Origin of the sequence: Octadecabacter dasysiphoniae (assembly GCF_021532615.1) — a bacterium.
Classification (GTDB): Bacteria; Pseudomonadota; Alphaproteobacteria; order Rhodobacterales; family Rhodobacteraceae; genus Octadecabacter; species Octadecabacter dasysiphoniae.
Genome location: NZ_JAKGAQ010000001.1, coordinates 966,965 through 992,688 on the forward strand (window position 1 = coordinate 966,965; position 25,724 = coordinate 992,688).

A 25,724-nucleotide genomic window follows, 5' to 3' on the forward strand; every position below is an offset into this window, starting at 1 on the left:
GATCGGGTGGGCAACAAAATGACCCTCGCGGCGTCCGACACGGGCAATCTGTTCCTTGCGCTGGCAGCTCTCGCGGGGCTGTTGATCTTGCAAAGCGTTATCACCGCGCGCGATCCGTGGGGGCCGCTGAACCGGCGGTTTTTGCTTGGCTTGCGGGTGATGGCAATACTGTTTGCGGGGCGCGCGCTGTTGATCCTAACGGGCGTGGAGTTCTTCCGGCTTTTTGTTTTGTTAGGTGCTGCTCTTATCCCGATATCTGTGCTGTTGTTGGCCGAAGGATTGCTGCGCCGCCATGCGCCACGTTGGGCGAAAACCTATGTCGCGGCGGGGACGGTGTTTTTCGCTGTTTTGTCGTTTTGGTGGTCCGACAGTATTGATCCGATCCGCTTGGTGGGGCTTTTGGCATTTCAAACAAGCGGTTTGTTGATTGGCGGGTGGCTTGTCTTGATGCGTGACAGAACCTGCCTGACCACCGCCGAAAGCCAGACAGCCGAACGTCTTGCACTGTCACTGATCTTGTTGATCCCCTTGGCCGCAGCAGATTTTTTGATGTTATATCTGAGGCTTCCGGCACAAATCTCACCTTTGGGGGTGTTGTTTTTGTGCTGGCTGGCAGTGTCCTTGGGCCGTTCGCAGGCACAGCATCGCGCGCCGGTCGTGTCTTTTCTTGCAATTGTCCTTGGTGCTGGATTGTCGGGCGTTGTCATCGCACAGATGACCGATATGGGACGCGACGCAACGATCCTGACGTTGGCTGTGATCCTCGCCGCGTTGTTGGTTGCGGTGCTGTTCATCGAAGCCCAGACATTACGATCAGAAGAACAGTCCCAAACTCTGCTGCGCCATCTTGCACAGGATCGATCACGCGACGCCTTGGGGTTTTTGCGCGGGCTGCAATCACACCCCTTGGTGGAAGGCGCGGCCCTGATCGAAGCGCCGCAATTGGCCGATCTGGATGCCGCCGTTCTGCGCCGCATATTTGAGGTCCGTCCCGTGCTGCGCCGCGCCGATCCGCCCTTCAAAGACGGCACAGAGGGGGACCACATTTCCCACCTGTTCGGGTTGTTTGACGCCAGCCATATCTTGCTGGCGGATGACGCGCCGTTGACCCTTGTGGCGCTGTCCATGCCTGCGCTGGCAACGTCGCCGCGAGCTGAACTTGAACTGGCCGCTGTGCAACGCATGGCACGCCTCATGTCACGGGCAAGCCGATGATAAATCAGGAAATATTCGCAGAATGCGTTGTGCGGGCAGGGCTGGCGCCCACGGTTCACAATATCCAACCCGCCCGTTGGGTGCGCGACGGTCAGGTGCTATCGCTGTTTTGTGACACGAACATTTGCCTGCCTGTGTGCGATCCAACCGGTGCCGCGTCTGCGTTGTCTTGCGGTGCGGTTCTTGAGGGGATGGTGCTGGCGCTGTCCGCGAAGGGTTTTGAGGCGGCCGTCACGCTGACAGGAAACGACACAGCACCGATGCAGGGCCTCGTGGCTGTCGCGCATCTGACCGTATCGGCAGGTGCGCAAGACGGGCTTCATCACCAGCTAGAACACCGGTTTACGTGGCGGGGTGCGTTTGCGGATGACCCGGTTGAGCTGTTCGGTTGGACCCGCCCTGACGCGCGGTTGGTGATGGATCATGCAAGCCGTCTGTGGTTGGCGCAGCGCAACGATTGGGCCAGCCATGAGATCATGCAGGACAATGAATTTCGCCGCGAATTGGTCAGCTGGATGCGATTGTCGGACAGGCATCCGCGTGCGGGGCTTGATGGGATGGACCGTCGGGCGCTGCGAATGACCAAGGGGCAGGCGCGTGGCGTGCGCCCTTCGATGCTGAAATTCTGGCCTGTCTTGAATTGGTTCGGGCGCACAAACAGCATGACATCGCAATTGGATTTGACGTTAAGTGCGCCTGTTATCGCGTTGTTCCATAGAGATATTCATGAAAATCCGGTTGAATCCGGCAGGGCCTATCTTCGGATGTGCCTTGAGGCTGCGTCCCTTGGTTTGGCTGGTTGGCCAATGGCGGCTTTGTCGGATTACCCCACGACCCGCGCCGAAATTCATGAAACCTTCGGGATTCCATCCGATCGACGTCTTGTTCAGGCCGTGCGGTTTGGTAAGCCAACGGGTGTGGCACCGCCAAGGGCGCGCCGCCCGCTGAGCGAGGTTGTTGGTTAATCTACCGGCAATCCGCTGGGCACTGTGGTGGGGCGACCCAGCGGGCGAACGTCTGCGGTCTGACCTGTCAGAGCATGAAGAAACGCTGTGATATCAGATATTTCGCTGACGCTAAGTGCGACGGGATTGATGTCGAGAGCTGCGTCTTGGCGCGCCATTTCACGGCTATCCTGCCGGATTGCGAAATCCACGGATGCCAGCCATGGCACTTCGGGCAATTGGGCCATGTCTGGTATCCATCCTGCACGGGCCGCCGCTGGGTCTGAATGGTGCGCAATGATCGCCCCGAGCGTCGGATAGGCCCCGTTGTGACCATAGGGCGCGGTCAGGGCGACGTTGCGTAGCGATGGCGTACGGAACCTGTAAGCATCTGATAGTAAATCAGTTTCGCCCATGCGCCCAACATCGCGAGGGAGCTTGTCGAAGGTGCGTGTGCGGCCGGGGCCAAAACCCGGAAGACCGATGGCGTGAAACCCTTGGTCGGTGAACAAGGGGCCGGAATGACATGACGCGCAGCGGGCTTCGCCAAAAAACAACGCGCGGCCCCGTTCGGCGGCCGCCGGAAGCGGGGTTCCGATGAGCCATGCGTCGTAAGGAGAATCGAAGCTGCGCCATTCGGAATTGATAAAAGCCCCCAGCGCATTGCCAATTTCAACGATGGTGATGTCCAAAGGTTCGTCAACAGTATCAAAGGCTTGAATGAACAAGTTCGCGTAATCTGGAATCGCGCGAACGCGGGCAGAAACGATGGGCCATGCGGCGTCGATGCGGTCGTGTGTGGCGCCCGCAATGTCGTTTTCACCGGGGTTGCCTGCCATTTCAAATTGGGCTGTCAGCGGGAACAACGCCTGCGCCGCGACGATGTTGTCGAGACCCGATGGCAGCCATTCTTCGGCGGGGGAATCGAACCCGTTTCCGAACTGGTCGGACACCTCAAGACGGCCATCATGAAACAGCACATCGACAGAATTATGCCCTATGTTCCAAAGGCTTGGCGCGTTTCGTGGGATGCGTTTGCGGATATCCACCGCGATGCGTTCCGGGCCAACACCGCGCCCGCCTTCACCGATCCCAAGCGACAGACCATCCCCGCCCGCAAGGTCGTGGTGATGACATGTGCCGCACGAAATATTGCGATTTCCGGACAGAATTTTATCATAGAACAACAACTGGCCAATACGGGCTTGCGCGGGGTCGGCATCCACGAAATCATCCATCGTAATCGGGTCCGCCACAGCTGCGCTGACCCCCATGAAACACAGGAAAACTGCGATATGGGTCTGGTATGGTTTCGATATGGGTCTGGTATGGGTCACGCCCTTACTTTGGCGGCGTTTCTGGCGGTGGCAAGCCCTGTTTTTGCCGCTGATCTGGAAGATGCCCGCGATCTGATGGAAGCGGGCGAATTTGTCGCCGCGCGCGAGATGTTTGAGGTTTTGGCGCGGTCGGGCAATGCGGACGCCGAAGAATTGATCGGGGTGATGTATGCGCTTGGCCTTGGGGTTGAACGCGACGATGAGCGCGCGTTCGAATGGTATCTGCGTGCATCGATGAAAGGACACCCCGGTGCGCAATCGGGGATCGGGTGGTATTACGAAATCGGGCGCGGCATGCCGACGCCTGATCTGGTGCGCGCCTATCTTTGGTATGCGCTGAGCGCGATTGGCGGGGATGTGGATGCGCCCGACAGTCTTGAGGAGCTCACGCCGCGTATGACGGCAGACGAACGCGCCCGCGCGCAGGTGTTGGTGGATGATTACCGCGTGTGGATGTATCCGTTCCGGTAAATGTCGTCAGATCGCGTGGCGGCGCAGCTTATCTGCCTCTGCGCGGTAGGGGGTGGCGCCGTCGGGCAGATCGCGCAGGATCACCGCGTCTTCGTAGTTGAGCTGTTTGATCAGCACGGGCAGCAGCCGTTTGTATGCACTGATGATTGACGGGTCCGGTGCGGGCAGGTCGTGTTTGATCAGCGCGTGCAGTTTGGGCAGGTTATAATAGGGCACCATCGTGAACATGTGATGTTCGAGGTGGTAGTTCATGTTCAGATAGATAAAGCGGTTCAGCCTGTTCATCATGACCGAACGGGTGTTCAGGCGGTGATCTGACACATTTTCAGCAAGGCCGAGGTGTTGCAGAACGCCCGTCATCACATGATGCCACGCGCCGTACATGCGCGGCAGTCCGATCAGCAAAAGCGGGATGATGGACGCGGTCCAGATCGCCACGATGAGTGTCGCCGCATAGATCGCCAGCCAAATGCGCGCGGTGCGAAAGATGCGCGGGTGATCGGTTGGGGCGACATACATTTCTTCTTCGCCGCTGATACGGCCACGGGCATGGCGGACCATGCCTTTGAAGGCGTCGTAAACATCGACCACCCCGACGGCGCGCAGGGCAAGGTTGATCAGATCAGGCGGGCGCATGGCGACGATTTCAGGATCGCGCCCGACGATGATGGTGTCGGTGTGGTGGCGCACGTGGCTGGCGCGAAACACCGCCGGATTGCGCATCATCATAAAGCAGGCGATGTGATAGACGATTGTGTTCATCCACGCCGTTTTGAACGCGGTCTTGTGGCCACATTCATGCCAGCGCGAATCCGCGCCAGAGCCGTAGAGAACCCCGTAAGCCAGCCAGAACGGCACCGACCACCACGTTGGCCAAAGCAGAGTAGCGGTGATCGCAAAGACGATCATCAGGCCAAGCCAAAGAACCGTGTCGCGCAGGGCAATCGCGTCGGATTTCTGCATCAGGACGCGGATGTCTTTAGGGTCAACGTCTGGGCGAAACCATGCGGGGTTGGCTGTGCCATTTGCCAGTGCAGCGCGGCCCGTTGGTCCGGTGAGGTCGTAATTCTTGCCCATGAAAAACGGTAGCTGTGCAGGCTGGATCGGTCAATCTGTCTGTAATTTTGGGGTGTGGATTAACAAACGGGTAATTGATGGCTGCTAGCCCGCAGGGACCTAACGTAGAGGTCACATACCATGATGAACAGTATTTCCACGCAGCAGGGGTCTACCTTGCAACAAATGGGCGCAGGGCGTCCGCCGCCTCCGCCACCCCAAGACGGGGCGCAAGCGGGCGGCCAAACAGACAGCGCCCAAGGTGTTGAAGGGGGGCGTCCGCCACCGCCACCACCACCGCCAGAGGGCGCACAGGCCAGCGGGCAAGGTGGTCCGCAGGGTGGGCAATCTGGTGGGGCTGATCCGGCGGCGTTGTTGCAAAGTCTGTTTGATGTGCTGGAGTCCGAGGACGACAGCGGAGAAGCGTCCGATATCCTGACAGCGTTGAGTGCAAACAGCGGGTATCAAGAGGCGCAATCGATCTTTGGATGATTGTCGCAAAGACGCGGTTGATAGATACAAAAAGGGCCGCCCCGATGTGGGGCGGCCCTGAATAGGCGTTCAAAAGCGCGCCGTTTAGTTCAAGTCAGCGTCGTATGCTGCGGCAAGGTCTGCCTCAACATCGCCAACGGCTGCAATCAGCGCGTCGAGGATCTGATCACCACCGTCTACGTTGGCGCGGAACCAGTCCTGAACCGGGGCTGCGGCCTCTGCGAACATCGCCTTTTCTTCAGGGGATGGGACATAGAGGTTGCCGCCACCTGCCACGAAGTCAGCGTAGGCCTGGATTGAGTTACGCTTTGGCGAGGCGAATGTCGCCTGCTGCAATGCGTAGAAACCATCCATCACAACGCGACGGTTTGCTTCGTCAAGGCCGAGGAACTGTTCGTTGTTCATCCACCACAGCGCACCCATGTAGGCGTGACCGTCAAGTGTGACGTACTGAAGGCCCGCATCGGGGAACTTCATGCCCATGATGTCGGTGATTCCGTTTTTGGAACCCTCAACAACGCCCGTCTGGAACGATGTGAACAGCTCAGGCCATGGGATTGGCGTCGGGGATGCGCCCAGTGCGCGCACGAGTTCTTGGGGCAGGTCAGCCACAACAGTACGGATTTTCAGGCCTTCCATGTCGGCAGGGGTCTGAACCGGGCGCACTGTGTTGGCGAAGTTGCGCCAGCCACCTGTGTTGCCGATGGTCATCAGACGGATCGTGTCGTCGGATGTTTCCAGCGCCATGTCGCGCATTTCACGGACGAAATCGCCCTGAAGCACGGCCTCTGCGACGCGGTCATCGGCCATCAGATACGGCAGATCGAGGACCTGAACGTAGGGGAAGATGCCAGCAGCACCGCCGGAGGTGGAGATGTAGATGTCAATCGAACCCTCAGACACGCCCTCAAGGCATTCCGCACCCGTGGAACACAGCTGCGTGCCGATGAACAATTCCACGTTGATCGCGCCGTTTGAGGCCGCTTCGACGTAGTTCTTGAACACGATCAGACCGTCATAGTCTTCGTCGTTTTCGTTTGAGTTGGCTGTCGCGCGCAATGTGATGGAATGGCCATCGGCGTATACGGGCGCGGCGGCCATTGTGTAGGCGGCGATCATGCCAGCCGTTGCGAGACACTTCATCATTTCAAATAATCCTCCCAGATTGATGATGTTAGTTTGAGGGTGGTCCAGGGCTAATGCAAGCCATGTAACCGATGTCCGGCGGGCATCCGAGGAAGTCCGCGAGATAAGGAACCGTCATAGAAATTTGCGGGAAGAAGGTGATCAGGAAAATCACGACGACTTCGACAGCAAGGAACGGCAAAATTGCTTTGGCGATGGTTTCGACCTTTTCGCGACTGACCGTTGAGGCGACGAACAGCACCAGCCCCATGGGCGGCGTGGCAAGGCCCACGGTCAGGTTCACCGACATGATGATGGCGAAATGCACGGGGTGCACGCCGATATCTGTAAAGATCGGGCCCAAGATCGGGCCAAGGATGATGATCGCGGGGCCCGCGTCCAGGAACATGCCGACGATGAACAACAAGATGTTGATCAGGAACAGCAGGATCAGCGGGTTGTCGGACAGCCCGAGGATGCCGTCGGCCATGGTGGTGGCCGCACCGGATGTGGCGACGATGGTTTTGAACGCGACAGCCGCGCCAACAAGAAGCAGGACCGCAGCCGAGGCGAGCGCAGAGCGTTGAAGAACATCGAAAAAGTCCGCCCATGTGAGGGATTTGAGGACAAAGACGCTGACCAGCAGGGCGTAGGCGACCGCGATCGTGGACGCTTCGGTCGGGGTCATGATGCCCACAAGGATACCGCCCAAGATGATGATCGGCGTTTGCAGGGGCACAACGCCCTTTTTGCACACGATGCGGAAGTCTGACGACACGCGGGATCGCAGGCCCATTAGCAAAACATGGGCAAGGACCAGCAGGATGGCAAGCGTGGCGATGAGCATGACGCCTTCGGGCTTTGCGACACCTGCGAAGGACGAGCCGAGGCGGAACACGGCCCACAGCAGGCCCATCAGATTGATGCGCGCAAGGATGAAGGACAGCGAGAATTCAATCGGTTTGATCGTCTGGTTCTTGGTGACGATGCGTTCGGCCTTTGGCAGATCGTAGCGATCCGCCATCAGGCGCACCATAACCATCAGGCCCACGCCGACAAGAATACCCGGCACAATGCCCGCAAGGAACAGTGCGGCGACGCTTTCGCCCATGACATAGGCGTAGATGATCATGATGCCGGAGGGCGGGATAATCGGGCCGATGACCGAGGACGCGGCAGTGATCGCGGCGGCGAATTTACGGGTGTATCCGTTCTTTTCCATCGCAGGGATCAGGGTGGACCCAAGGGCCGATGTGTCCGCCACAGCAGAGCCTGACAGGCCTGCGAACAGGATAGAGGACAGGATGTTTACCTGTGCCAGACCGCCGCGTAGGTGGCCCATGAAGGCTTGCGAAAATTCCACGAGGCGGGTTGTGATGCCGCCGCGGTTCATGACTTCGCCGGCCAGCATAAAGAACGGCAGCGCCATAAGCGGGAAGCTGTCGATGCCTGTGTAGACATTGCGGTACAGGATCGCGAGGTCCTTTTCGTTGCCCGTGACCCAGGTCATGAAACCGGGCGCGAACAGGAGTGCAAAGACCACGGGGGTGCCGATCATCAGGATCAGCAGGAAAAGCGGGAGGAACCAGATAAGCATTATGATGCGCTCCCTACGTCTTCATCGCCAAGTTCGGGCAATCCTGCGTCGCGGCCGACCAATTTGAGGCCTTGGCGCAGGATGAGTTCGACGGCCACGAGGATCAGCAGGTTAATCCCGACCCAAAGCGCCATGTATTGGTAATAATTTGAGAATTTTGCGCGGCATTTGCCGATTTCGATGCCGAAGGGCCAGCGCAGGGTGGATGAGCAGCCGCGCCCTGACAGGCTGTCGACGTGGTTGTTGAGGCCTTTGTCCCACATGACCAAAAGCACCGCAAAGGACATGAAAAGCAGCGCGAGCGATAGGATCGCGGCAAGGCGTTCGGATAGTGCGCGTTCCAGCATGTCGATGGCGACAAACCCGCCGTGGCGATAGGCGATGGGGGCCATAAGGCCTGTCATCCACAGCATCCCGAAGCGCGCGGCCTCTTCCGTCCAGTTTGGGGCGTCGTTGAGGGCGTAGCGCATGAACACCTGCAACAGGATAAAGCAGACCATGAAAATCAGCGCGAAAATGGCGATCCATTTGCCCGCCACATGCAGGGTTTCGTTGATGGAGGCATGGGCCTGCGCCGCCGGGACAGGGCGCAGAATGCACAACAGCCACAGCACAGCGGCGAGGACAGCGACAAGCGCCATATCCCCAAGGCCTATGGCGTCGGCAATGGCTTCTCGGCGGTCCTCAAAGGCCCCGATGAACAGGATCGCGGCGTAAGATATCGCCACCAATCCGATTGCAAGACGTCCTCCCACGGCTTGCCCTCCCTATCATTTTTCGCCAGTTTTGGCGTGTTATCAGGGTCTTGCGCCCTGTTGTTAAAGTTATCCCTTGAGCGATACAAACCTTCCGGCTTGAAACATCAAAGGAAGGCCGTCGCGCACGGATGCGCCAGTGACGCGGCCCACGATGATTGTGTGATCGCCTGCGTCATGTTCTGCGTCCAAGGTGCATTCGAACCGCGCAAGGCAGCCGCGGATGTGGGGTACGCCGTGGTCCCCCGTAACCCAATCAAGTCCGTCAAACGCGGATTTGCCTTTGACAAAACCGTTGCAGATATCGGCCTGATGGGCGTCCAGAATATGGATCGCGAAGTGAGGAGCGCCCGAGAAGTAGTTGAAACGCTTGGATGATTTCGCGGGCGACCAGAGCACAAGGGGCGGGTCTAGCGAGACGGATGCGAAGCTGTTGGCGGTGATCCCGATGGGGCCATCCGCCGATGGCACTGTCACCACTGTCACGCCTGTCGCATAGGCGCCCAAAGCATCGCGAAAGGCGCGCGGATCGCTGATGGGGTCAAACGCGTTCACTATGCGACCTCATGACCAAGGGCGGCCTCATAGAGTTTGAACCACGTGGTGCGGGGCATATCCACCTTAAGAGCGTCCGAGAACCCTTTGATACGGTTGATATTATTGGTTCCCATAACGGGCATGACTTTGGCCGGGTGCGCCAGCAGCCATGCCACGGCAACGGCGGCGCGATCGACGGAATTGGCGTTTGCCACGTCGTCCATCACAGCTGTCAGCGGGGTGTTTGCCGTCATCAATTCACCGCCCCCCAAGGGCGACCACGCCATCGGGGCAATGGCGCGTTCTTGCAGATAGGCCAGATCGCCGTTTGTCATGGCGTCGTGCGCGGACAGGGACACTTCGATCTGGTTGGTGACGAGCTTGTTTTTCATGCCCGATTGCAGCAGGTTCCAGTCATGCAGTTTGAAGTTGGACACACCAACGGCGCGCACTTTGCCCGATGCCACAACTTCGTCGAGCGCTGCACCGGTTTCGTGGTGATCCATCAACGGGTCGGGGCGGTGGATCAGCAGGACGTCGATTTTGTCGATCCCCATCAGACGCAAGGAATGATCGACGGAGGCAAGGATATGTTTACGACTCGTGTCGTAGTATTTTCCGGGAACGCCTTCATAACGACCCGCAGGAACAAGGATATCGCATTTTGTCACGACTTCGATCTGGTCTTTGATCGATTGGGTCAGGCCTGCGCCCATGATTTCTTCGGCCATGTAACCGCCGTAGATGTCGGCCTGATCCATGGTGGTAATGCCTTGTTCAAGGCAGGCCTCGATCTTTGCCTGGACGGTTTTGGGGGATGTGTCATCGACATCACCAAGGCGCCACATGCCATAGACGATGCGCGACAAGGACAGATCAGGGGTAAGGGATATGCGTTCCATTAAATGCGGGGTCCGTTTCCGAGAGGGGTTGCAGGGGTGTCAGCGGGGACACGCCCATAAGCATGGGGCAACGAGCAGGTTTTCAAGTCCGGCATGACGAGTTTGCCGAAGTATTTTGCTTCGTCGATGTGTGGATAGCCCGAAAAGATGAAAGAGCGGATGCCCATTTTCCGGTAATTTTCTATTTTTGACAGGACTTGATCGGCGGATCCGACCAATGCCGCGCCGCAGCCTGAACGTGCGCGGCCAACGCCTGTCCAAAGATTGGGTTCAACGTAGCCGAATTTATCGGCCAGTTCGCGTGCCTTTGCTTGGTGCGATACACCCAGTGAGATGGAATCGTGGGCCCGATCGCGGATCAGCTTGCCGTATTCATCGTCAAGTTTGGAGACGAGATGATCGGCGTATTCGCGTGCCTCTGCTTCGGTGTCGCGCACGATCATGTGGACGCGCAGGCCGTAATCCAGTGTGCGATTGTATTTTTCGGCCACGGCGTTCACGTCGCGCATGCGCTGTTTCAGCTGGTCTTCGGGTTCGGGCCACATCAGATAGACGTCGCAATGCTGGCCGCACAGATCAAGCGCGGCAGGGGAATAGCCGCCGAAATACAGCAGGGGTCCGCCGGTTTGATACGGCGTTGCGGGTGCGGTGGGGACGTTTGCGAATTGGTAGACTTCGCCGTCATAGTTGATTTCGTCCTGGGTCCACGCCTGTTTAAGGATTTCGACCACTTCGCGCGAACGCTGGTAGCGAAAGCCGGATTCAGCCACTTCGCCGGGGAAATCGGATGAAATGACGTTCAGCGTCAGGCGGCCTTTCATCATGTGATCCAGTGTGGCGATGGTGCGGGCCAGCATGATGGGCTGCATTTCACCGCAGCGGATCGCGGCGAGCATGTTTATCTTTTCGGTCAGTGGCGCCATGCCCGCAACAAAGGACAATGTGTCTTGCCCGACTTGGTAGCTTGAGGGGGCCAACACGTTGCGAAAGCCTTGTTTTTCGGCCTCAAGCACGATGTCGCGGCAGTGTTCCCAGCTTGATCGCAGCACGCCATCGGGCACGCCGAGGTAGGCGTAATCATCCGAACACAGCGCGGAAAACCAGCTGACTTCTGATGCGTCAAGGTCGGCGCTGGTCACGGGCACGATGGTCATGATTCTCCTCCCCAGAGAATTCTATTCCCCCCTTGCGTAGCACCTCGAAAGCAGTGCATCAATCCTGTATCAATTTTATTCGCATATCGGGGAGGTGTGGGAATGTCAGATCGTCAACGACCCACAGCGTTGCCCAAATATGTGCAGATCGCGGAAATGCTGATCCGCGATATTGCGTCAGGCCGTTTGGCAGATGGCGCGCGCCTGCCGCCCGAACGCGAGATGGCGGAAACGCTGGGCACGGCTGTTGGTACGTTGCGCAAGTCATTGGATTTGCTGGTGGAAAAGCAACTGTTGGAGCGCGTGCAGGGGTCGGGAAATTACGTGCGTGCGCAGACGGATGTTGCGTCTGTCTACAGCTTTTTGCGCATTGAACGGCGCCAAGGCGGCGGTCTGCCCACGGCTGAGGTGTTGTCGATTGATCATATGGCCGCGCCGCGCGCCGCTGGATTTCAAAGCCCCAACGGGTTCCGGTTTCGCCGCCTGCGTTTCATGGACCGTGTGCCCGCTGCGATGGAAGAAATCTGGCTGGACGGGGCCGTGGCCGATGCGGTGGATGATAGGGCGGTGTCTGAATCGCTGTATCTTTATTATTCCGAAGTTCTTGGGGTCGTGATTACCGCTGCCGAGGACCGCATCAATGTTGCCCCGGCACCTGCGTGGACGGATGAACGGTTTGGTCTTCAGGCGGGTGAAATGGCCGGATATATCGAACGCACGGGGCGCACGCATACGGGCGAAACTGTTGAATTTTCGAAAACCTGGTTTGATCCGAACCAGATAAATTACGTGTCACGCTTAGGGAAAAGCTGAATGGAAATGGTGAATTACGGCATTATCGGCTGTGGAATGATGGCGCGCGAACATATCGCCAATATCAATTTGTTGCCCCAAGGGCGGGTCAGCGTGGTGTTTGATCCGGTGGCTGAACTGGCGCAGGCCTGCGCGGAACTGGCGGGGCACGGCGGGGCGGCCGCACCTGCGGTTGTGGCGGACAGTCTGGATGATTTGTTGGCGTTTGAGGCGCTGGATGCTGTCGTGATCGTCAGCCCCAACCATCTGCACACCGAGCAATTGCACGAGATTGTGGCAAAGCGGCCCTTGCCGATCTTATGCGAAAAACCGCTTTATACCGACCCTGCGGACGCGGGCGCGTTGGACAGTTTGTTCAAGGGCTACGCGCATCCGGTTTGGGTCGCGATGGAGTATCGATATATGCCACCCGTTGCAGCGCTGATCGAACAGGCCGAACAGGCCACGGGCGGGATTTCGATGCTGTCCATCCGCGAACACCGCTTTCCGTTTTTGCCCAAGATTGGCGATTGGAACCGCTTTAACGCCAACACGGGCGGGACGTTGGTGGAAAAGTGCTGCCATTTCTTTGATCTGATGCGGGTGATCCTGAAATCCGAACCTGTGCGCGTTATGGCGTCGGCGGGCCAGACGTTGAACCACAAGGATGAGGAATACGAGGGCCGCGTGCCTGATATCTGGGACAACGGGTACGTGATTGTCGATTTTGAAAACGGCAGCCGCGCGATGCTGGAATTGTGCATGTTTGCCGAAGGCAGCCGCTACCAAGAAGAAATCAGCGCCGTTGGCCCCAAGGGCAAAATCGAATGTTTGGTGCCGGGTCCGGGGCGGTTCTGGCCTGCGAAACTCGGGCCTGCACCTGTGCCACAACTTATCATCAGCCCGCGCGCGCCGCAGGGGCCGATTTCAATGGATATTCCGGTTGATCCGGCCCTGTTGGATGCGGGCGACCACAACGGATCGACGTTTTATCAACACCAACGGTTCAACGCCGTCGTGCGCGGGCAGGGTGGTGTCGAAGTCACGGTAAGCGACGGGGCGAAAGCCGTCGCCATGGGAATGGCCGCACAACAAAGCGCCACGACCGGACAGGCCGTGACGCTTTAGCCGTCACAGACAGCTTGGTGATATCAGGTAGTGATTGGCCGTCGGCGTGGTCAGAATACAGCGTTCAGCCACATCGTTGACGTGCCCGTTCAGGATCATCGCGATGTCGCGGCGCACCACGGGGGAATGGATGTGATACGCGTGATTGCGCGATGATCGCGGTTGGGTGCCATCAACCAGGTTGGTGTTGATGACCTGAATGGGCAGATCAAAGATGTGGTCTTTGGAATAGCTGCCAAGACGGGTGCGGGCGCGGTCTGTTTCATCGCCCCAGATGCGATTGAAAATTGATTCAGAAGCATCGAGGACGAAATCATTGGGGCTGGCGTAAACGACGACGTTGTTGGCCAGTCTGGTATAGGTCACGGCGCTGTCTTGAAATTGGGTCAGGGACAAATCCGCAGCGGCGGTGACGATGGTTCTGAAGGGTTTTTCGCCCGCGTCAGTGGCCCACGACAGGCCCGCATCGCCGCACCCCATCACCATTTCCCACAACAGCTGATTGCCCATGGAATGAACGACAAGGTCGACTTGGCCTGCGCCGTATCTGTCGATGACCGCTTGGATTCCGCGATGCATTTCTGCGCAGCTGGCGGTGACGGTATCGCGGTCGGCCTCGTAGGCGACTATGGCTTGTTTCCGCTTTGGTCCCCATTCGGGCATTCTGACAAATGTGCGCCCCTTTGACGGCCAGCTGAGAAGATAGGGATCAGACGGGTAGCGGGCGGTCAGCATCAGGCGGCTGACAGAATCCACGGCAGATGCGAAATCAGTGTTGAAGCCATGGATAAAGATCACGGCGCTGCGCGGTGTGTTCGGGTCTTGATCGGGCTGGAAGTCGGTAAAATGGGCGTAGCCCTCATCAAGCCCGGCGGCCAGATCGGTGAGGGGATCTAACAGGGTGGCGTCCCAGTCTTTGGGGTCGGTTTCGTCAGCTAAAATACGGCTGTCCTGACGGGGGCAGGTGATGTTGAAAAACCCGAACGTCGCCGCGCATTTCACGGCATTGCCTGAGGTTTGGGTTTCAAGGTCAAGATTGACGGCGATATTGACCGGATTTCGCAAAAGACCAATCTGGAGAGGCCCGATGTTGATACCGTAATTCAGCGGCACTTTGGGCGATGCGGGCAGGCGGACACGGTTGGTGATAAAACCGATGTCAAAGAAAGCACACAGGTTGTTGCCGCGCGTGGCCTGTTCAACGCAGGTGTTGATTTCCACACTGCGTGCAGTCTGTGCAATGTCTGGATCATCCGACAGTAACGGGGCTTGGGCGGCGGCGATCAACGTCACCTCGGCTGAAACAGGAACCGGATTGGTGTCATGGTTCTGGATCACGAATTCAACGGCGGCAGGATTTTCGATTGCGATTTGGCGAGTAAGTTCTGCGGCCACTGTTGTTGTGTCCAGTGCGCCCGCAGCGGTCGGCGCGAGGTGGCTTGCCATAGACAAGGGCAGCAACGCATCGATATTTTGGCCGTTCAGCGCAAGGCTGCGGTTGAGCGAAAAGATCGCCTGTTCGAGTTGGTCGTCTTTCAGGTACAACTGCCCTTCGAACAGGGCGCGTTCAGAGGTAAGGGCGGTGTTTTGCCAGCTCGCGATGACGTCCTGAGCAGAGAAATCAACATCTTCGAAGGGGGAACCGCGTAGGTCGGACATGAGAAAATCAGAAGCGAATTGAAAGTTGTTTTCGCTGACTTGCGGGGTGAAAAAATCAATCAGGGCCTGTTGCGTGGGGTCACCCGTCCAGTTTTCGAAGGCGGCCAGTGTAAGATCGGAGTCTTCGGGCGAAGTCGCGAACCTTTGGCCCAGAATGCTGAGGTGATTTTCAGGCGCGGCCTGCGCAAGGAGGGAATTCAGCGACGCGTCTTGCAGATCGATGCTTGTGGTTAGGGTCCCGTCCACAAGGACTTGATAAGAATTTGTCGGTTGGTCAATCTCGAAGGTAATGCGGTTGGCGCCCAAAAGGGCGCGGGTTTGCGGCTGCGGTTGCCCCGACAAAGCAACGAAAGCTTGTACACCTTGGGGAGATAGTTCCTGAAGGAATTCGGTGGGATTTTCTGCCAAGGAGTCTTGGACGGCGATGGTCCAGTCCTGGCCCGTACTGTCAAATTGCAGCGCAGTGCCAACAGTTTCGGTGGCGGGGGACGGACGCAAACCAAAATCATACGTCGCGGCCGGGAACCCGTTTTGATTTGGGATGGTCTGGCCGGATGTCAGATAATCAATCGCATCGAACTGGCTGTCCAGTGATTGTAGATCAACGCCCATTGAAATGTCCTGGGCCGCAAGCGGGGACGCGCAGAGGGTGACCGTAAAGAGAAATGAAGATCGCATAAAATAATACCTTTCGAACTAAATGGTTGAACGGTAGCAAAGGTATGACAAATCCCAAAGTCATAAAACGGGAGTGTGATGGCGAAGATGCAGCCCTAGATTGCGTTTGCGCCGATCAGAATGGGAAACCAGTCTTCGCGCAGGCGTTGGCCTTGCACCATGTCGTGGCCCGGAAAGGGTGGGGATGTGGGGCCGGGTCGCGTGGTGTAGCGCGCATCATCACCCAAAAGGCGCAGCGAAAATGCGCGGCGGCGGGACGCTGTTTCATTGCCGCGCGCGCCGTGCAGGATGTGGTAGTTGAATGCAACAGCATCGCCCGGATCCATCGTGAATTCGCGGATGTCCATGGCCTCTGCGTCAGGATCGGGTACGGGCATATAGGTGTCATCATCGGCATAGAACGCGGTTTCAGACAGCCAGCGGGTGGGCAGCACGGGTTTGGGCCATTTGTGTGAACCTGCAACACAGCGCAGGGACGCGTCTGTCACCGCATCAAGCGGGGACCAGAACGACACGGTTTGCTGGCCTTGCACGAAATAATAGGGCCCGTCGGTGTGCCACGGTGTCGGTTTGGAGGTGCCCGGTTCTTTGACGAGGACATGATCGTGAAACAGCTGGACCGTTTGGCTTTGCATCAGGTCGGCGGCGACGGCGGCGGCGTCGCTTTGCCGGATGACGGTTTCGAATTCTGGAATGCGCGACCAGTTACAATAATCATCGAAAAAGCGCCCTTTTTCGCCGGTTTTCAGGTTTTCGGCGGCGTAGGGACCGGGGCCGGCCATGTTGGCAGCAACGCCCGCGCGCAAGGTGTCGACGTGATCGGCGAACAGACCTTTGATCAACACAACGCCGTCGCGCTGGTAGGTGTCGATGTGATCTTGGGAAATCAGGGGATGTATCATCAAGAGAGGGTGGCGCGCTTGCCCGAGTGCGTCAAGAGCGGTGCGCAGTATGGCAGCCCGAAGACGCCGCGCCGCGCGAACGTTATTGCGTTAAGGGACTGGCCGACAGTGGCGGGACGGTGTGGCGCGAATTCGCGCGCTTTTGATTTTTCTCAACGGGTGAACCGTCGCTCCGGGGCAGTGTGATCATGTCACAGAAGTCCGCACACCGCTGCGCTAGATTCAAACCCAAGCCGAGAAAGGAGACTCCAATGGCCACGTATCCAGTCAATATGCATGTTCACCCAGAAATCGAATCCTTCTTTGATCCGCAAACAAACACGATCAGCTATGTCGTGATGGACCCCGGTTCGACGTCTTGTGCGGTGATCGATTCCGTTATGGACATCAATTATGCCGCCGGACGCATCACCTACGAGCACGCGGACGAGATCATCGCCTATATCGAAAAGTACACGCTCAACCTTGAATGGTTGATTGAGACACATGTGCATGCAGACCACCTGTCAGCGGCCCCGTATATTCAGAGCAAACTTGGCGGCAAGATCGGCATTGGCGATCAGATCACGGTGGTGCAGGACACCTTTGGCAAGGTCTTTAACGAAGGGACCGAGTTCCAACGGGACGGGTCGCAGTTCGACAGATTGTTCAAAGACGGCGACACCTATGAAATCGGCACTATGACGGCCTTTGCGATGCACACGCCGGGGCATACGCCTGCGTGCATGGTGCATGTCATTGGCGATGCCGCCTTTGTGGGGGATACACTTTTTATGCCCGATGGCGGATCAGCGCGTGCGGATTTTCCGGGCGGGGATGCGGGCCAGCTTTACGATTCAATCCAGAAGGTGCTGGCGCTGCCCGACGATATGCGGCTGTTCATGTGCCACGACTATGCCCCCGATGGGCGGGATATCATGTGGGAAACCACTGTGGCCGAAGAAAAGGCCGAAAACATCCATGTCGGACATGGCAAAAGCCGCGAAGAGTTCATCAAGTTTCGAACGGCGCGGGATGCGACGCTTGATGTGCCCAAGCTGATTTTGCCATCTTTGCAGGTCAACATGCGCGCGGGCGATATGCCCAAAACCAAGGATGGCACGCCGATGCTCAAGGTGCCGGTCAACGCGATCTGAGACGCATCATTCCAAACCGTATTCAGGAAAGAGGGACATGGATATTCGCAAAATCTCGGGCCAGTTCTTTGTTGCGCCGCAAATCTCGGAAGCGGATTTGGCGGCTGTTAAGGCGCAAGGCATTCAATCCATCATATGCAACCGTCCTGACGGCGAAGGCGCGGATCAACCGACGTTCGAAGAACTGGCCCGAACCGCTGGCATGCTGGGATTGGATATGCGGTATATTCCGGTTTCTGGCGGGATGGTTCTTGATGCGGATGTCTACAATTTTGCCGCTGAATTGGATGCGCTGCGAAAACCTGTCCTTGCTTATTGTCGCACTGGAACACGATCTGCCACGCTGTGGTCCTTGGCGCAGGCCACGAACATGCCACTGGCCGATATCCTGAGCGCAACCAAGGCCGCGGGGTACGACATGAACGGCGTCGTGCGGCGGATCGCGAACGGCGGCACAACACCGGTGGGGCAGGCCGATGCTTCTTATGAGGTGGTGATCGTTGGGGCAGGGGCATCCGGCATTGCCGTCGCGGCCAGCCTGAAGGCGCGCAAACCCGACCTTAAGATCGCGGTGATTGATCCGGCGGATGCGCATTACTACCAGCCCGGCTGGACCATGGTTGGCGGCGGGATATTCGAGGCCGAGGACACGGTGCGGACCATGGGATCACTGATCCCCAAAGGTGTTCATTGGCTAAAGGCCGCCGTGGCTGCATGTGAGCCCGAGAAAGACGCGCTGATCCTTGATGGGTGCCGCGTGGTCAAATACAAAAGGTTGGTGGTGTGTCCCGGCCTCAAGCTCGATTGGGTTGGCGTTGAAGGGCTGGTTGAAACACTGGGCCGCAATGGCGTGACGTCGAATTATCGCTACGATCTGGCCCCTTATACTTGGGAACTGGTATCGGGGATGAAATCTGGCCGGGCGATTTTTACGCAGCCGCCCATGCCCATTAAATGCGCCGGCGCGCCGCAAAAGGCGATCTATCTGTCGGCGGATCATTGGACGCGACAGGGCGTGATCAACGATATCGACATCGGGTTTCATAATGCCGGTGGTGTTCTTTTTGGCGTAAAGGACTATGTGCCCGCGCTGCAAAGCTATGTCGATAAGTACCAGATCGGGTTGAACTTTTTCAACAATCTTGTGGCGATTGATGGACCGGGCAAAAAGGCCTGGTTTGATGTGGCCAAGCCGGACGCGCCGGTTGAACGGGTCCAGGTCGATTTCGATATGATCCACGTCACGCCGCCGCAATGCGCGCCGGATTTCATCGCGGTGTCCCCGCTTGCGGATGCGGCGGGGTGGGTCGATGTGGATCAGGCGACGTTGCGCCACAAGACGTTTGAAAACATCTGGTCGTTGGGTGACGTGATGAACGCCCCGAACGCGAAAACGGCAGCGGCTGCGCGCAAGCAAGCGCCCGTCGTGGCCGATAATATCGTCGCGGATATCAATGGCCGCGCGCCGGTATCGCAATATGACGGCTATGGGTCTTGCCCGCTGACGGTGGAGCGCGGCAAGATCGTGCTGGCCGAGTTTGGGTATGGCGGGACATTGCAGCCCAGTTTTCCGAACTGGTTGATTGACGGGACCAAGCCCAGCCGTCTGGCCTGGTTGCTGAAGGAAAAGATCCTGCCGCCCGTGTATTGGAAGGCGATGCTGAAAGGCCGTGAATGGCTGGCAGAACCCGAGAAACTGACAGCGCGTTGATCATGCCCCGCACTGTCAGTTGGTCGCGCTATTTCCCGATCCTGAAATGGGGACGCACCTATTCTGGTACGGCCGCGCTGAATGATCTGATTGCGGCTGTCATCGTGACGATCATGCTGATCCCGCAGTCATTGGCTTATGCCATGCTGGCGGGCCTACCACCCGAAGCGGGGCTTTATGCGTCGATCGTGCCGCTTTTGCTGTATAGCGTTCTTGGGACCAGCCGATCCCTTGCTGTTGGCCCTGTTGCGGTCATTTCCCTCATGACTGCGGCGACATTGTCTGAGGTCACGCAGACCCTAGAGGTCGGATATGCAACCGCTGCCCTCAGTCTTGCGGGGGTATCTGGGGCGATTTTGCTGGCGATGGGTTTGCTGCGATTGGGGTTCATTGCGAACTTTCTGTCCCATCCGGTTATCTCGGGATTTATTACTGCTTCGGGTCTGTTGATCGCCGCGGGACAGTTCAAACATGTGCTGGGGATCGAGGCGGATGGTCATACAGTGCCGGAAATTTTTGGGTCTCTCGTTGCTCATGTGGCGGAAACGAACCCGATCACGTTCGCCATTGGGGCTGTGGGTGTCGCGTTTTTGTTCTGGGTGCGCACGGGGTTGCGCCCTGCTTTGGTTCGTATAGGCCTGCGGCCGCAAGTTGCTGATTTCTGGGCAAAAGCAGGTCCGGTTTTGGCGATTGTTCTGAGCACGCTGATTGTCTGGCAATTTGATCTGACCCAATCCGGTGTCCAGATTGTGGGGGCCGTCCCGCAAAGCTTACCGCCCTTTACACTGCCGGACCTGTCGCGCGATCTTGTTGCGGCGCTGTTTGGTCCTGCGGTTCTGATTTCGATCATCGGATTTGTTGAATCCATTTCTGTTGCGCAGACGCTGGCCACCAAAAAACGCCAACGGATCGATCCCGATCAGGAACTTATTGGCCTTGGCGCTGCGAACATAGGTGCATCACTAAGCGGCGGTTTCCCTGTCACGGGCGGGTTTTCACGATCTGTGGTGAATTTTGATGCGGGCGCGGACACCCCGGCTGCCGGGGCTTTTACGGCTGTTGGCCTGACCGCCGCCGCGCTGTTCCTGACACCCCTTATCTTTTGTCTGCCAAAGGCCACGCTTGCGGCCACCATCATCGTGGCTGTTCTGTCATTGGTGGACGTCAGGACGCTGCGTCAAAGCTGGACCTATTCCAAACGGGATTTCGGCGCGGTTCTTGTGACGGTTTTGCTGACGCTTGTGCTTGGTGTTGAACTGGGCGTGACGGCCGGTGTGCTGCTGTCGTTGCTGCTGTTTTTGTATGACACGTCTCGTCCTCATGTGGCCGAAGTCGGGCTGGTCGAGGGAACTGAGCATTTCCGCAATATCCTGCGTCACGAGGTTATCACCGATCCATCTGTCCTGAGCCTGCGCATCGATCAAAGCCTTTACTTCGCAAACGCGCGGTTTCTGGAAAACTACATCTATGACCGCATCATTGATGACCAACGCCTCAAGCATGTTATTTTGATGTGTTCGGCTGTGAACGAGATCGATTTGAGCGCATTGGAGACACTGGAGCTTGTCAACATCAGGCTTAAGGAATTGGGTATTGATTTGTCGCTGTCCGAGGTCAAAGGCCCGGTGATGGACCGCCTACAGCGCGGCCCTTTTTTGGAACATCTGACGGGGCGGGTGTATCTGTCGCAATTTGAAGCGTTTCGCGGGGTTGTCGTTGCTGTTGCATCGGGGCGCTGAGGGCTGTGTTGCAGGTCTTGGCATCTCAATGGGCCAACAACAGGGGCAATTCGGTCTGTTCGATCATTGTGCGGGTTGTACCACCAAGGACGGTCTGGATCATGCGCGCGTGGCCGTAGGCGCCCATAACAACCAAATCCGCGCCGAATTCTGCGGCGCGGTCCTGAATGGCATTGCCGATTTCGCGGCCACCGCTTGGAAACTGCGACACGGTTACGGTGCACCCGTGATGGCTAAGCCATTTGGCCACATCCACACCGGGATCCTGCCCATCCTGTGACGCGGTCATGACCGGATCAAAGCACGCAACAGTCACGTCGCGTGCCCCTTTGAGATATGGAAGCCCCGCGTGCAAAGCCGCCGACGCCGCCGTGCTGTTGTTCCACGCGACAAACACGCGATCCGCCTTCTGGCGCACGGACCCATTCAGGCGCAATCCGATGGGCGAATGAAACAGAACACCTGCCACGGCTTCACGCAGGGTGTCAGGCGTGTCGCGCAAGGTCGGTGACAAGAACGCCTCATCGCTGACACGGGCGCGTCGGGATACCTCGTGTTTTATGTCGGTCGGCATGCAAAGGGCTGAATGAACATCGCCCGAGGTGTTGCTTTTGGCGAGCAGGGTTTCAATGGCATTTACGCGGTCTTTGTGGGCGTTCTGTGCGATTAGCACCGTTTCGTTCCAGTTGTCGGGGATGTTCATCCCGCCGTAAGGTGGCACGCCGTAGGAATATATCGGCAGGGCCGGGGCCTGGCCAAGCAGCAGACAGATCAGGTGTGTTTCATCGCGTGCGGCTGCTTCGGCTGCATTTGTAATTTCGGCGTCGGATGTTTGGGTGTTTAGAACAAAAAGTATCGTTCGGCGGTCCATTGCGATCTTCCTTCGGCAGGGTTCTGGCTGATTGGCCAGATCAATTGCGGGCAGGATGTCACATCGTGAAATCGCCCAACTGACAAAGATCAAATCAGCAGGACACCACAGATGGCATGATGCGATCAGATGATAGCACGCGAACGGAGTTCAAGGATTACGACAAGGCGTTGCGCGCAAAGCGGGCGCTGGGCTTGATGGAAACGTGAAGGTTGAGGGGCATGCGTTTTGAGAAGATGGCACAAAGGATGCCCTTTGATCCGCACGCCAACCCAGGAGGTTAGATCATGAAAAAGACAACCCGCCGCAGTGATGTGGTGGACGCGCTTAGTCTGCAAGACCTGAGCCGATTTTGCCGTTCGGACGAAGCTTGGGTGATCGAATTGGTCGAACACGGTGTGCTTGATCCGATTGGCGGGACCCGCAGCGACTGGAAATTCGTCGGCACCAGTATTGTGCGGGCCAAAAAGGCGCGCCGCCTGTCCCGCGATCATGGGGTGAATGCCGCTGGTATCGCGTTGGTCTTGGACTTGTTGGAGGAACGCGATGCGGCGCGGCGCCGGTTGGCGCATTACGAGATGCCATAGTGGTTTTCAGGCACGGGCAAAGCAGACAACGAACAGGGGCAAACCCACAGCGATTGATTGCAATGACAAATTCCTACTTCTTCACCTTCGCACGGTCTTTGTATTTGCGGTACAGACGCTGGTTCATCGCGATAAATTGGCCAAGACCACGCCCCAGCAATCCGGCGGTAGAGCCGCTGAGGTAAAAGTAGCCTGTTAGGCTGGCCACCAATCCGCCCAATGCGTCCACGATCAGATCACCCATGGTGTCATCCAGGCCCGACTTTTGCATGTTCAGTCCGAATGACAGATCCATGGAGTATTCGAACACCTCCCAGATCGCGCCGACGGTCATGGCGACGCAAAAGCTGATGAAAGCAATGGCCGAGGGCGGGGCCGCAAAGCGGTCGCCTTCAAACAGCATGAAAACAAACAGAAAACCCGTCAGGCCGAACCCAATGGCAGAAAGTCCGTGCAGCGCGATGTCCCACCACCACAGGCGTTCGTAGAAATCGAATGCTTCGCCCAGAAAGATGGACGCAAAGAAAAACAGGGTCGTGAACAACAGGAACGGCAAAGGCAGGCGCAAGGACCAGCGGGCGGCAAGCAGGGGCGGCAACAGAGACAAAGCAAGCGTTGCAAAGCTGACAAAGGCCAAAGACCAACGCGACAGCCCGAGCGCGATGACGGCCGTGCTCAGAAGCAATGCCCAAATGACGAGCATGACGGCGCTGCTGTCTTTGATCAATTTCACGAAACACCTGCTGTTGATGTATTAAAAACGGGCATGTCCATTGCTATATTGGTCCTATGCAGGAAACTCAGATACGCATCGCAAGCTATAACATGCGCAAGGCCCGTGGTCTTGACCAAAAGCGGCGGCCGGAACGCACACTGCAAGTGCTAAATGGTCTGGATGCGGATGTTATCGTGTTGCAAGAAGCGGATAAACGGCTGGGCGTGCGCCCCTCTGCGTTGCCGCGCGGGATGATCGCGGCTGAGACGGATTTTGAGGTGGTTAGGGTATCTCGAAACGATGTGAGTATTGGTTGGCATGGTAACGCCATTCTGGCGCGTAAGGGGCTGGATGTGATGAGCGTCGAGCGTTTGGATCTTCCGGGGTTTGAACCACGCGGGGCGGTCAGGGTGCAGTTGGATCTGGGCGACGGGCTGACGGTTGTGGCGACGCATCTGGGGCTGTTGCGGCGCGACAGGCAAGCGCAACTTGCGGAGCTGAACAGGGTCACAGCCGCGGACAAACATTGCGTCATCGCGGGCGATTTCAACGAATGGTCCGACACGAAAGGTCTTGAACCCTTGGCGGGGCGGTTTGAAACGCACAGTCCCGGGCGGTCGTTTCATGCCCGCCGTCCTATTGTCGGGCTTGACCGCTTTGCCCTGTCGCATGGCGTCACTTTGCGCGATGCGGGCGTTGATCAAAGCCCGCTTGCGCGTGTGGCGTCGGATCATTTGCCAATCTGGTCTGACATTGCCGTTCCTGCGGTTACTTGCTGAACAAAACTGGCAACTTCTGGTCCTTCAACAATGCGTAGGTTGTCGTGCCCAGAACGAAATCATAAGCGCGTGAATGGCCGAATGCCCCGGTCACGATCAGGTCGGCGCCCGTTTCAAATGCGACGTTTTGCAGAACATCAGCGATGCTGTGATTATCCGGATCGCGATGGTCCAGCGTTGCCTTGAGGCCGTGGCGCGCAAACATTTCGGCCACATCGATTGTGTCGGAGTCTTTGAGGGCATCCTGAGGGTTTTTCCCGACACGCAACACAGTCAGCGCCGCGCCGTCATCTGCGACGGTAAGCATATCATGCGCCGCACGCGCCGCTTCGCGCGTGTCGCTCCAACCTAACAAGATATTCGCGCCGATTTCTGGGCCGTCATAATCCAGCGGCACCACGATCACAGGCCGCCCGCTTTTGCGGATCACTTGGGCTTGTGCATGTCGTTGATCATAGCGGTCGTTGTCCTTGTCTTCGTGGGCCATGATGACCAGATCAGCCGCGCGCGCGCTTACAATCATACGGTCGCTGGCGGATTGTGCTTTGGCGTGAAGCAGTCGGAATTCGCTGACGAATTCTTCAGGGTCCGTGTGTTTTTCGAAGATATCCCTGATTGCGTCCGCTTCCTTCTTTTGGCTTTCGTTGAAAGACGCAAAGACCGTATCGGGAATATGCATAGCGATGCCGGGGTACACCACCAGCGCTTCGATGGTGTGCAACCCAATCAGATGCGCACCGTGTTTGCGCGCCAACGGCACAGCACACCGCAGAAGCGTTTCCGCGTGCTCGGATGTCGTCAAGCATACCAGAATTGTTTTGGGGGCCATGGGGCTTCCTTTGAACGAGGTTCGTCGGGCAGGGCGCGCGGCGGCACCCAGCCATATGTCAGGTTTTATTGATGTCGATTTTTTGAACTGCAGTTTTGGCGGCTGAGGGCTTTGCGATGCTGAACCTTAGAATCCCGTCCGAAAAATTCGCTTTGACCGCCCCGTCTTCTGGCGCGAAGCCAAGCGGAATTTGGCGGCGGAAACTTCCGTAGCGTCGCTCAATCAGGTGATAACCGTTTTCTTTTTCCTCGTGATCGGCGCTCTTTTCGCCCTTGAGAACCAGCGTTTCGCCGGACACCGTGACATCCAGTTCATTTTCTTTGACGCCGGGCACCTCTGCGGTGATTTCGATCCCGTCGTCGGTTTCGATCACGTCGATGGCGGGGAAGGACGGACCGGCAAAAAGGGTGTCGCGCGCATCTTCCAGCATGGGAAACCCGGATTTGAAGTGATCCAAAAGACGGTTCATTTCTGTTTGAAACGATTGGAACAGTGCCGTGTCGTTGGTGGGTCGTGCGGTTTGAGGAAGCGTTTGCTGTGACATCTTTGATCTCCTTTCAGGGCAGCCGACACCGATTGTGTCCATCATTGACTATCTGATTGTCGCGCGGGC

Annotated in this window: 25 protein-coding genes; 11 read left to right on the forward strand and 14 right to left on the reverse strand. The window is 57.6% G+C overall.

Features of this window, described 5'->3' with window-relative positions; all coding sequences use genetic code 11:
- Positions 1-18: 18 nt before the first annotated feature.
- Both L0664_RS04760 and L0664_RS04765 read left to right on the forward strand, forming a co-directional pair.
- Positions 19-1,215, forward strand: a complete 1,197-nt coding sequence (locus L0664_RS04760; RefSeq protein WP_235224472.1) for a hypothetical protein — start codon at positions 19-21, stop codon at positions 1,213-1,215.
- Positions 1,212-2,180, forward strand: a complete 969-nt coding sequence (locus L0664_RS04765) for a nitroreductase family protein (RefSeq protein WP_235224473.1) — start codon at positions 1,212-1,214, stop codon at positions 2,178-2,180. The genes L0664_RS04760 and L0664_RS04765 overlap by 4 nt, the downstream gene beginning before the upstream one ends.
- Here the strand turns inward: L0664_RS04765 and L0664_RS04770 are convergent.
- On the reverse strand, positions 2,177-3,433 hold the full coding sequence (locus L0664_RS04770) for a cytochrome-c peroxidase (RefSeq protein ID WP_235224900.1): 1,257 nt from the start codon (positions 3,431-3,433) through the stop codon (positions 2,177-2,179). The two genes, L0664_RS04765 and L0664_RS04770, sit on opposite strands and share 4 nt — an antisense overlap.
- Positions 3,434-3,487: 54 nt before the next feature.
- On the opposite strand from L0664_RS04770, the gene L0664_RS04775 reads away from it, so the two are divergent.
- Entirely contained in the window at positions 3,488-3,967 is a 480-nt protein-coding gene (locus L0664_RS04775; RefSeq protein WP_235224474.1) for a tetratricopeptide repeat protein, read from the forward strand.
- A gap of 6 nt (positions 3,968-3,973) precedes the next feature.
- Here the strand turns inward: L0664_RS04775 and L0664_RS04780 are convergent, their stop codons facing one another.
- Positions 3,974-5,044 carry a fatty acid desaturase family protein gene (locus L0664_RS04780; protein WP_235224475.1) on the reverse strand — a complete coding sequence of 357 codons (1,071 nt, stop codon included), beginning with the start codon at positions 5,042-5,044 and terminating at the stop codon, positions 3,974-3,976.
- 120 nt (positions 5,045-5,164) lie between these two features.
- Between L0664_RS04780 and L0664_RS04785 the strand changes: the two genes are divergently transcribed.
- Entirely contained in the window at positions 5,165-5,515 is a 351-nt protein-coding gene (locus L0664_RS04785; protein ID WP_235224476.1) for a hypothetical protein, read from the forward strand.
- 84 nt (positions 5,516-5,599) lie between these two features.
- Here L0664_RS04785 and L0664_RS04790 read toward each other — a convergent pair whose 3' ends face one another.
- From L0664_RS04790 to L0664_RS04815, 6 genes are all read right to left on the reverse strand, one after another.
- A complete protein-coding gene (locus tag L0664_RS04790) occupies positions 5,600-6,634 on the reverse strand; it encodes a TRAP transporter substrate-binding protein (RefSeq protein WP_418888018.1) in 1,035 nt (344 codons plus the stop codon).
- Between the two features lie 55 nt (positions 6,635-6,689).
- Positions 6,690-8,237, reverse strand: a complete 1,548-nt coding sequence (locus tag L0664_RS04795; RefSeq protein ID WP_235224477.1) for a TRAP transporter large permease — start codon at positions 8,235-8,237, stop codon at positions 6,690-6,692.
- The gene (locus L0664_RS04800) at positions 8,237-8,992 is read right to left on the reverse strand and encodes a TRAP transporter small permease (RefSeq protein ID WP_235224478.1); all 756 of its coding nucleotides are present in this window, start codon (positions 8,990-8,992) and stop codon (positions 8,237-8,239) included. The genes L0664_RS04795 and L0664_RS04800 overlap by 1 nt, the downstream gene beginning before the upstream one ends.
- A 69-nt stretch (positions 8,993-9,061) precedes the next feature.
- Complete coding sequence (locus L0664_RS04805; protein WP_235224479.1) at positions 9,062-9,547, reverse strand: flavin reductase family protein; 486 nt, start codon at positions 9,545-9,547, stop codon at positions 9,062-9,064.
- Positions 9,547-10,431, reverse strand: a complete 885-nt coding sequence (locus L0664_RS04810; RefSeq protein ID WP_235224480.1) for an aldo/keto reductase — start codon at positions 10,429-10,431, stop codon at positions 9,547-9,549. The genes L0664_RS04805 and L0664_RS04810 overlap by 1 nt, the downstream gene beginning before the upstream one ends.
- Positions 10,431-11,585 (reverse strand): LLM class flavin-dependent oxidoreductase, encoded by a 1,155-nt coding sequence (locus L0664_RS04815; RefSeq protein ID WP_235224481.1) that lies wholly within the window; start codon positions 11,583-11,585, stop codon positions 10,431-10,433. The genes L0664_RS04810 and L0664_RS04815 overlap by 1 nt, the downstream gene beginning before the upstream one ends.
- 102 nt (positions 11,586-11,687) lie before the next feature.
- Between L0664_RS04815 and L0664_RS04820 the strand changes: the two genes are divergently transcribed.
- Together L0664_RS04820 and L0664_RS04825 are read left to right on the forward strand one after the other, a co-directional pair.
- Positions 11,688-12,398: a GntR family transcriptional regulator gene (locus L0664_RS04820; RefSeq protein WP_235224482.1), complete on the forward strand. Its 711-nt coding sequence runs from the start codon at positions 11,688-11,690 to the stop codon at positions 12,396-12,398.
- Positions 12,399-13,505 (forward strand): Gfo/Idh/MocA family protein, encoded by a 1,107-nt coding sequence (locus L0664_RS04825; RefSeq protein WP_235224483.1) that lies wholly within the window; start codon positions 12,399-12,401, stop codon positions 13,503-13,505.
- A 3-nt stretch (positions 13,506-13,508) separates the two neighbouring features.
- On the opposite strand, the gene L0664_RS04830 is transcribed toward L0664_RS04825, so the two are convergent.
- Together L0664_RS04830 and L0664_RS04835 are read right to left on the reverse strand one after the other, a co-directional pair.
- A complete protein-coding gene (locus tag L0664_RS04830) occupies positions 13,509-15,776 on the reverse strand; it encodes an alpha/beta hydrolase (protein ID WP_235224484.1) in 2,268 nt (755 codons plus the stop codon).
- A gap of 161 nt (positions 15,777-15,937) precedes the next feature.
- On the reverse strand, positions 15,938-16,744 hold the full coding sequence (locus L0664_RS04835) for a phytanoyl-CoA dioxygenase family protein (protein ID WP_235224485.1): 807 nt from the start codon (positions 16,742-16,744) through the stop codon (positions 15,938-15,940).
- Positions 16,745-16,995: 251 nt separating this feature from the next.
- Between L0664_RS04835 and L0664_RS04840 the strand changes: the two genes are divergently transcribed.
- From L0664_RS04840 to L0664_RS04850, 3 genes are read left to right on the forward strand one after another with little or no spacing between them, the layout of a single operon-like run.
- The gene (locus L0664_RS04840) at positions 16,996-17,880 is read left to right on the forward strand and encodes an MBL fold metallo-hydrolase (protein ID WP_235224486.1); all 885 of its coding nucleotides are present in this window, start codon (positions 16,996-16,998) and stop codon (positions 17,878-17,880) included.
- Positions 17,881-17,917: 37 nt separating this feature from the next.
- Entirely contained in the window at positions 17,918-19,591 is a 1,674-nt protein-coding gene (locus tag L0664_RS04845) for a bifunctional protein tyrosine phosphatase family protein/NAD(P)/FAD-dependent oxidoreductase (RefSeq protein ID WP_235224487.1), read from the forward strand.
- Positions 19,592-19,593: 2 nt separating this feature from the next.
- On the forward strand, positions 19,594-21,330 hold the full coding sequence (locus L0664_RS04850) for a SulP family inorganic anion transporter (RefSeq protein ID WP_235224902.1): 1,737 nt from the start codon (positions 19,594-19,596) through the stop codon (positions 21,328-21,330).
- A gap of 25 nt (positions 21,331-21,355) precedes the next feature.
- On the opposite strand, the gene L0664_RS04855 is transcribed toward L0664_RS04850, so the two are convergent.
- Complete coding sequence (locus tag L0664_RS04855; protein WP_235224488.1) at positions 21,356-22,201, reverse strand: universal stress protein; 846 nt, start codon at positions 22,199-22,201, stop codon at positions 21,356-21,358.
- Positions 22,202-22,488: 287 nt separating this feature from the next.
- Between L0664_RS04855 and L0664_RS04860 the strand changes: the two genes are divergently transcribed.
- The gene (locus L0664_RS04860) at positions 22,489-22,788 is read left to right on the forward strand and encodes a chaperone modulator CbpM (RefSeq protein WP_235224489.1); all 300 of its coding nucleotides are present in this window, start codon (positions 22,489-22,491) and stop codon (positions 22,786-22,788) included.
- A 73-nt stretch (positions 22,789-22,861) separates the two neighbouring features.
- On the opposite strand, the gene L0664_RS04865 is transcribed toward L0664_RS04860, so the two are convergent.
- Positions 22,862-23,521 (reverse strand): DUF2238 domain-containing protein, encoded by a 660-nt coding sequence (locus tag L0664_RS04865; protein ID WP_235224490.1) that lies wholly within the window; start codon positions 23,519-23,521, stop codon positions 22,862-22,864.
- Positions 23,522-23,577: 56 nt separating this feature from the next.
- Between L0664_RS04865 and L0664_RS04870 the strand changes: the two genes are divergently transcribed.
- Complete coding sequence (locus L0664_RS04870) at positions 23,578-24,282, forward strand: endonuclease/exonuclease/phosphatase family protein (protein ID WP_235224491.1); 705 nt, start codon at positions 23,578-23,580, stop codon at positions 24,280-24,282.
- Here the strand turns inward: L0664_RS04870 and L0664_RS04875 are convergent.
- Both L0664_RS04875 and L0664_RS04880 read right to left on the reverse strand, forming a co-directional pair.
- Positions 24,272-25,111 carry a universal stress protein gene (locus L0664_RS04875; RefSeq protein ID WP_235224492.1) on the reverse strand — a complete coding sequence of 280 codons (840 nt, stop codon included), beginning with the start codon at positions 25,109-25,111 and terminating at the stop codon, positions 24,272-24,274. The genes L0664_RS04870 and L0664_RS04875 overlap by 11 nt on opposite strands.
- Before the next feature lie 58 nt (positions 25,112-25,169).
- Entirely contained in the window at positions 25,170-25,655 is a 486-nt protein-coding gene (locus L0664_RS04880) for an Hsp20/alpha crystallin family protein (RefSeq protein WP_235224493.1), read from the reverse strand.
- Positions 25,656-25,724: the final 69 nt, after the last annotated feature.

What these genes read in the sequence shown, in the direction of transcription:
- L0664_RS04760 (WP_235224472.1), top strand. Translation starts at nt 19, where the DNA reads ATGACCCTCGCGGCGTCCGACACGGGCAATCTGTTCCTTGCGCTGGCA.
- L0664_RS04765 (WP_235224473.1), top strand. Translation starts at nt 1,212, where the DNA reads ATGATAAATCAGGAAATATTCGCAGAATGCGTTGTGCGGGCAGGGCTG.
- L0664_RS04770 (WP_235224900.1), bottom strand. Translation starts at nt 3,433, where the DNA reads ATGGGGGTCAGCGCAGCTGTGGCGGACCCGATTACGATGGATGATTTC.
- L0664_RS04775 (WP_235224474.1), top strand. Translation starts at nt 3,488, where the DNA reads ATGGGTCACGCCCTTACTTTGGCGGCGTTTCTGGCGGTGGCAAGCCCT.
- L0664_RS04780 (WP_235224475.1), bottom strand. Translation starts at nt 5,044, where the DNA reads ATGGGCAAGAATTACGACCTCACCGGACCAACGGGCCGCGCTGCACTG.
- L0664_RS04785 (WP_235224476.1), top strand. Translation starts at nt 5,165, where the DNA reads ATGATGAACAGTATTTCCACGCAGCAGGGGTCTACCTTGCAACAAATG.
- L0664_RS04790 (WP_418888018.1), bottom strand. Translation starts at nt 6,634, where the DNA reads ATGATCGCCGCCTACACAATGGCCGCCGCGCCCGTATACGCCGATGGC.
- L0664_RS04795 (WP_235224477.1), bottom strand. Translation starts at nt 8,237, where the DNA reads ATGCTTATCTGGTTCCTCCCGCTTTTCCTGCTGATCCTGATGATCGGC.
- L0664_RS04810 (WP_235224480.1), bottom strand. Translation starts at nt 10,431, where the DNA reads ATGGAACGCATATCCCTTACCCCTGATCTGTCCTTGTCGCGCATCGTC.
- L0664_RS04815 (WP_235224481.1), bottom strand. Translation starts at nt 11,585, where the DNA reads ATGACCATCGTGCCCGTGACCAGCGCCGACCTTGACGCATCAGAAGTC.
- L0664_RS04820 (WP_235224482.1), top strand. Translation starts at nt 11,688, where the DNA reads ATGTCAGATCGTCAACGACCCACAGCGTTGCCCAAATATGTGCAGATC.
- L0664_RS04825 (WP_235224483.1), top strand. Translation starts at nt 12,399, where the DNA reads ATGGAAATGGTGAATTACGGCATTATCGGCTGTGGAATGATGGCGCGC.
- L0664_RS04830 (WP_235224484.1), bottom strand. Translation starts at nt 15,776, where the DNA reads ATGGGCGTTGATCTACAATCACTGGACAGCCAGTTCGATGCGATTGAT.
- L0664_RS04835 (WP_235224485.1), bottom strand. Translation starts at nt 16,744, where the DNA reads ATGATACATCCCCTGATTTCCCAAGATCACATCGACACCTACCAGCGC.
- L0664_RS04840 (WP_235224486.1), top strand. Translation starts at nt 16,996, where the DNA reads ATGGCCACGTATCCAGTCAATATGCATGTTCACCCAGAAATCGAATCC.
- L0664_RS04845 (WP_235224487.1), top strand. Translation starts at nt 17,918, where the DNA reads ATGGATATTCGCAAAATCTCGGGCCAGTTCTTTGTTGCGCCGCAAATC.
- L0664_RS04850 (WP_235224902.1), top strand. Translation starts at nt 19,594, where the DNA reads ATGCCCCGCACTGTCAGTTGGTCGCGCTATTTCCCGATCCTGAAATGG.
- L0664_RS04855 (WP_235224488.1), bottom strand. Translation starts at nt 22,201, where the DNA reads ATGGACCGCCGAACGATACTTTTTGTTCTAAACACCCAAACATCCGAC.
- L0664_RS04860 (WP_235224489.1), top strand. Translation starts at nt 22,489, where the DNA reads ATGAAAAAGACAACCCGCCGCAGTGATGTGGTGGACGCGCTTAGTCTG.
- L0664_RS04870 (WP_235224491.1), top strand. Translation starts at nt 23,578, where the DNA reads ATGCAGGAAACTCAGATACGCATCGCAAGCTATAACATGCGCAAGGCC.
- L0664_RS04875 (WP_235224492.1), bottom strand. Translation starts at nt 25,111, where the DNA reads ATGGCCCCCAAAACAATTCTGGTATGCTTGACGACATCCGAGCACGCG.
- L0664_RS04880 (WP_235224493.1), bottom strand. Translation starts at nt 25,655, where the DNA reads ATGTCACAGCAAACGCTTCCTCAAACCGCACGACCCACCAACGACACG.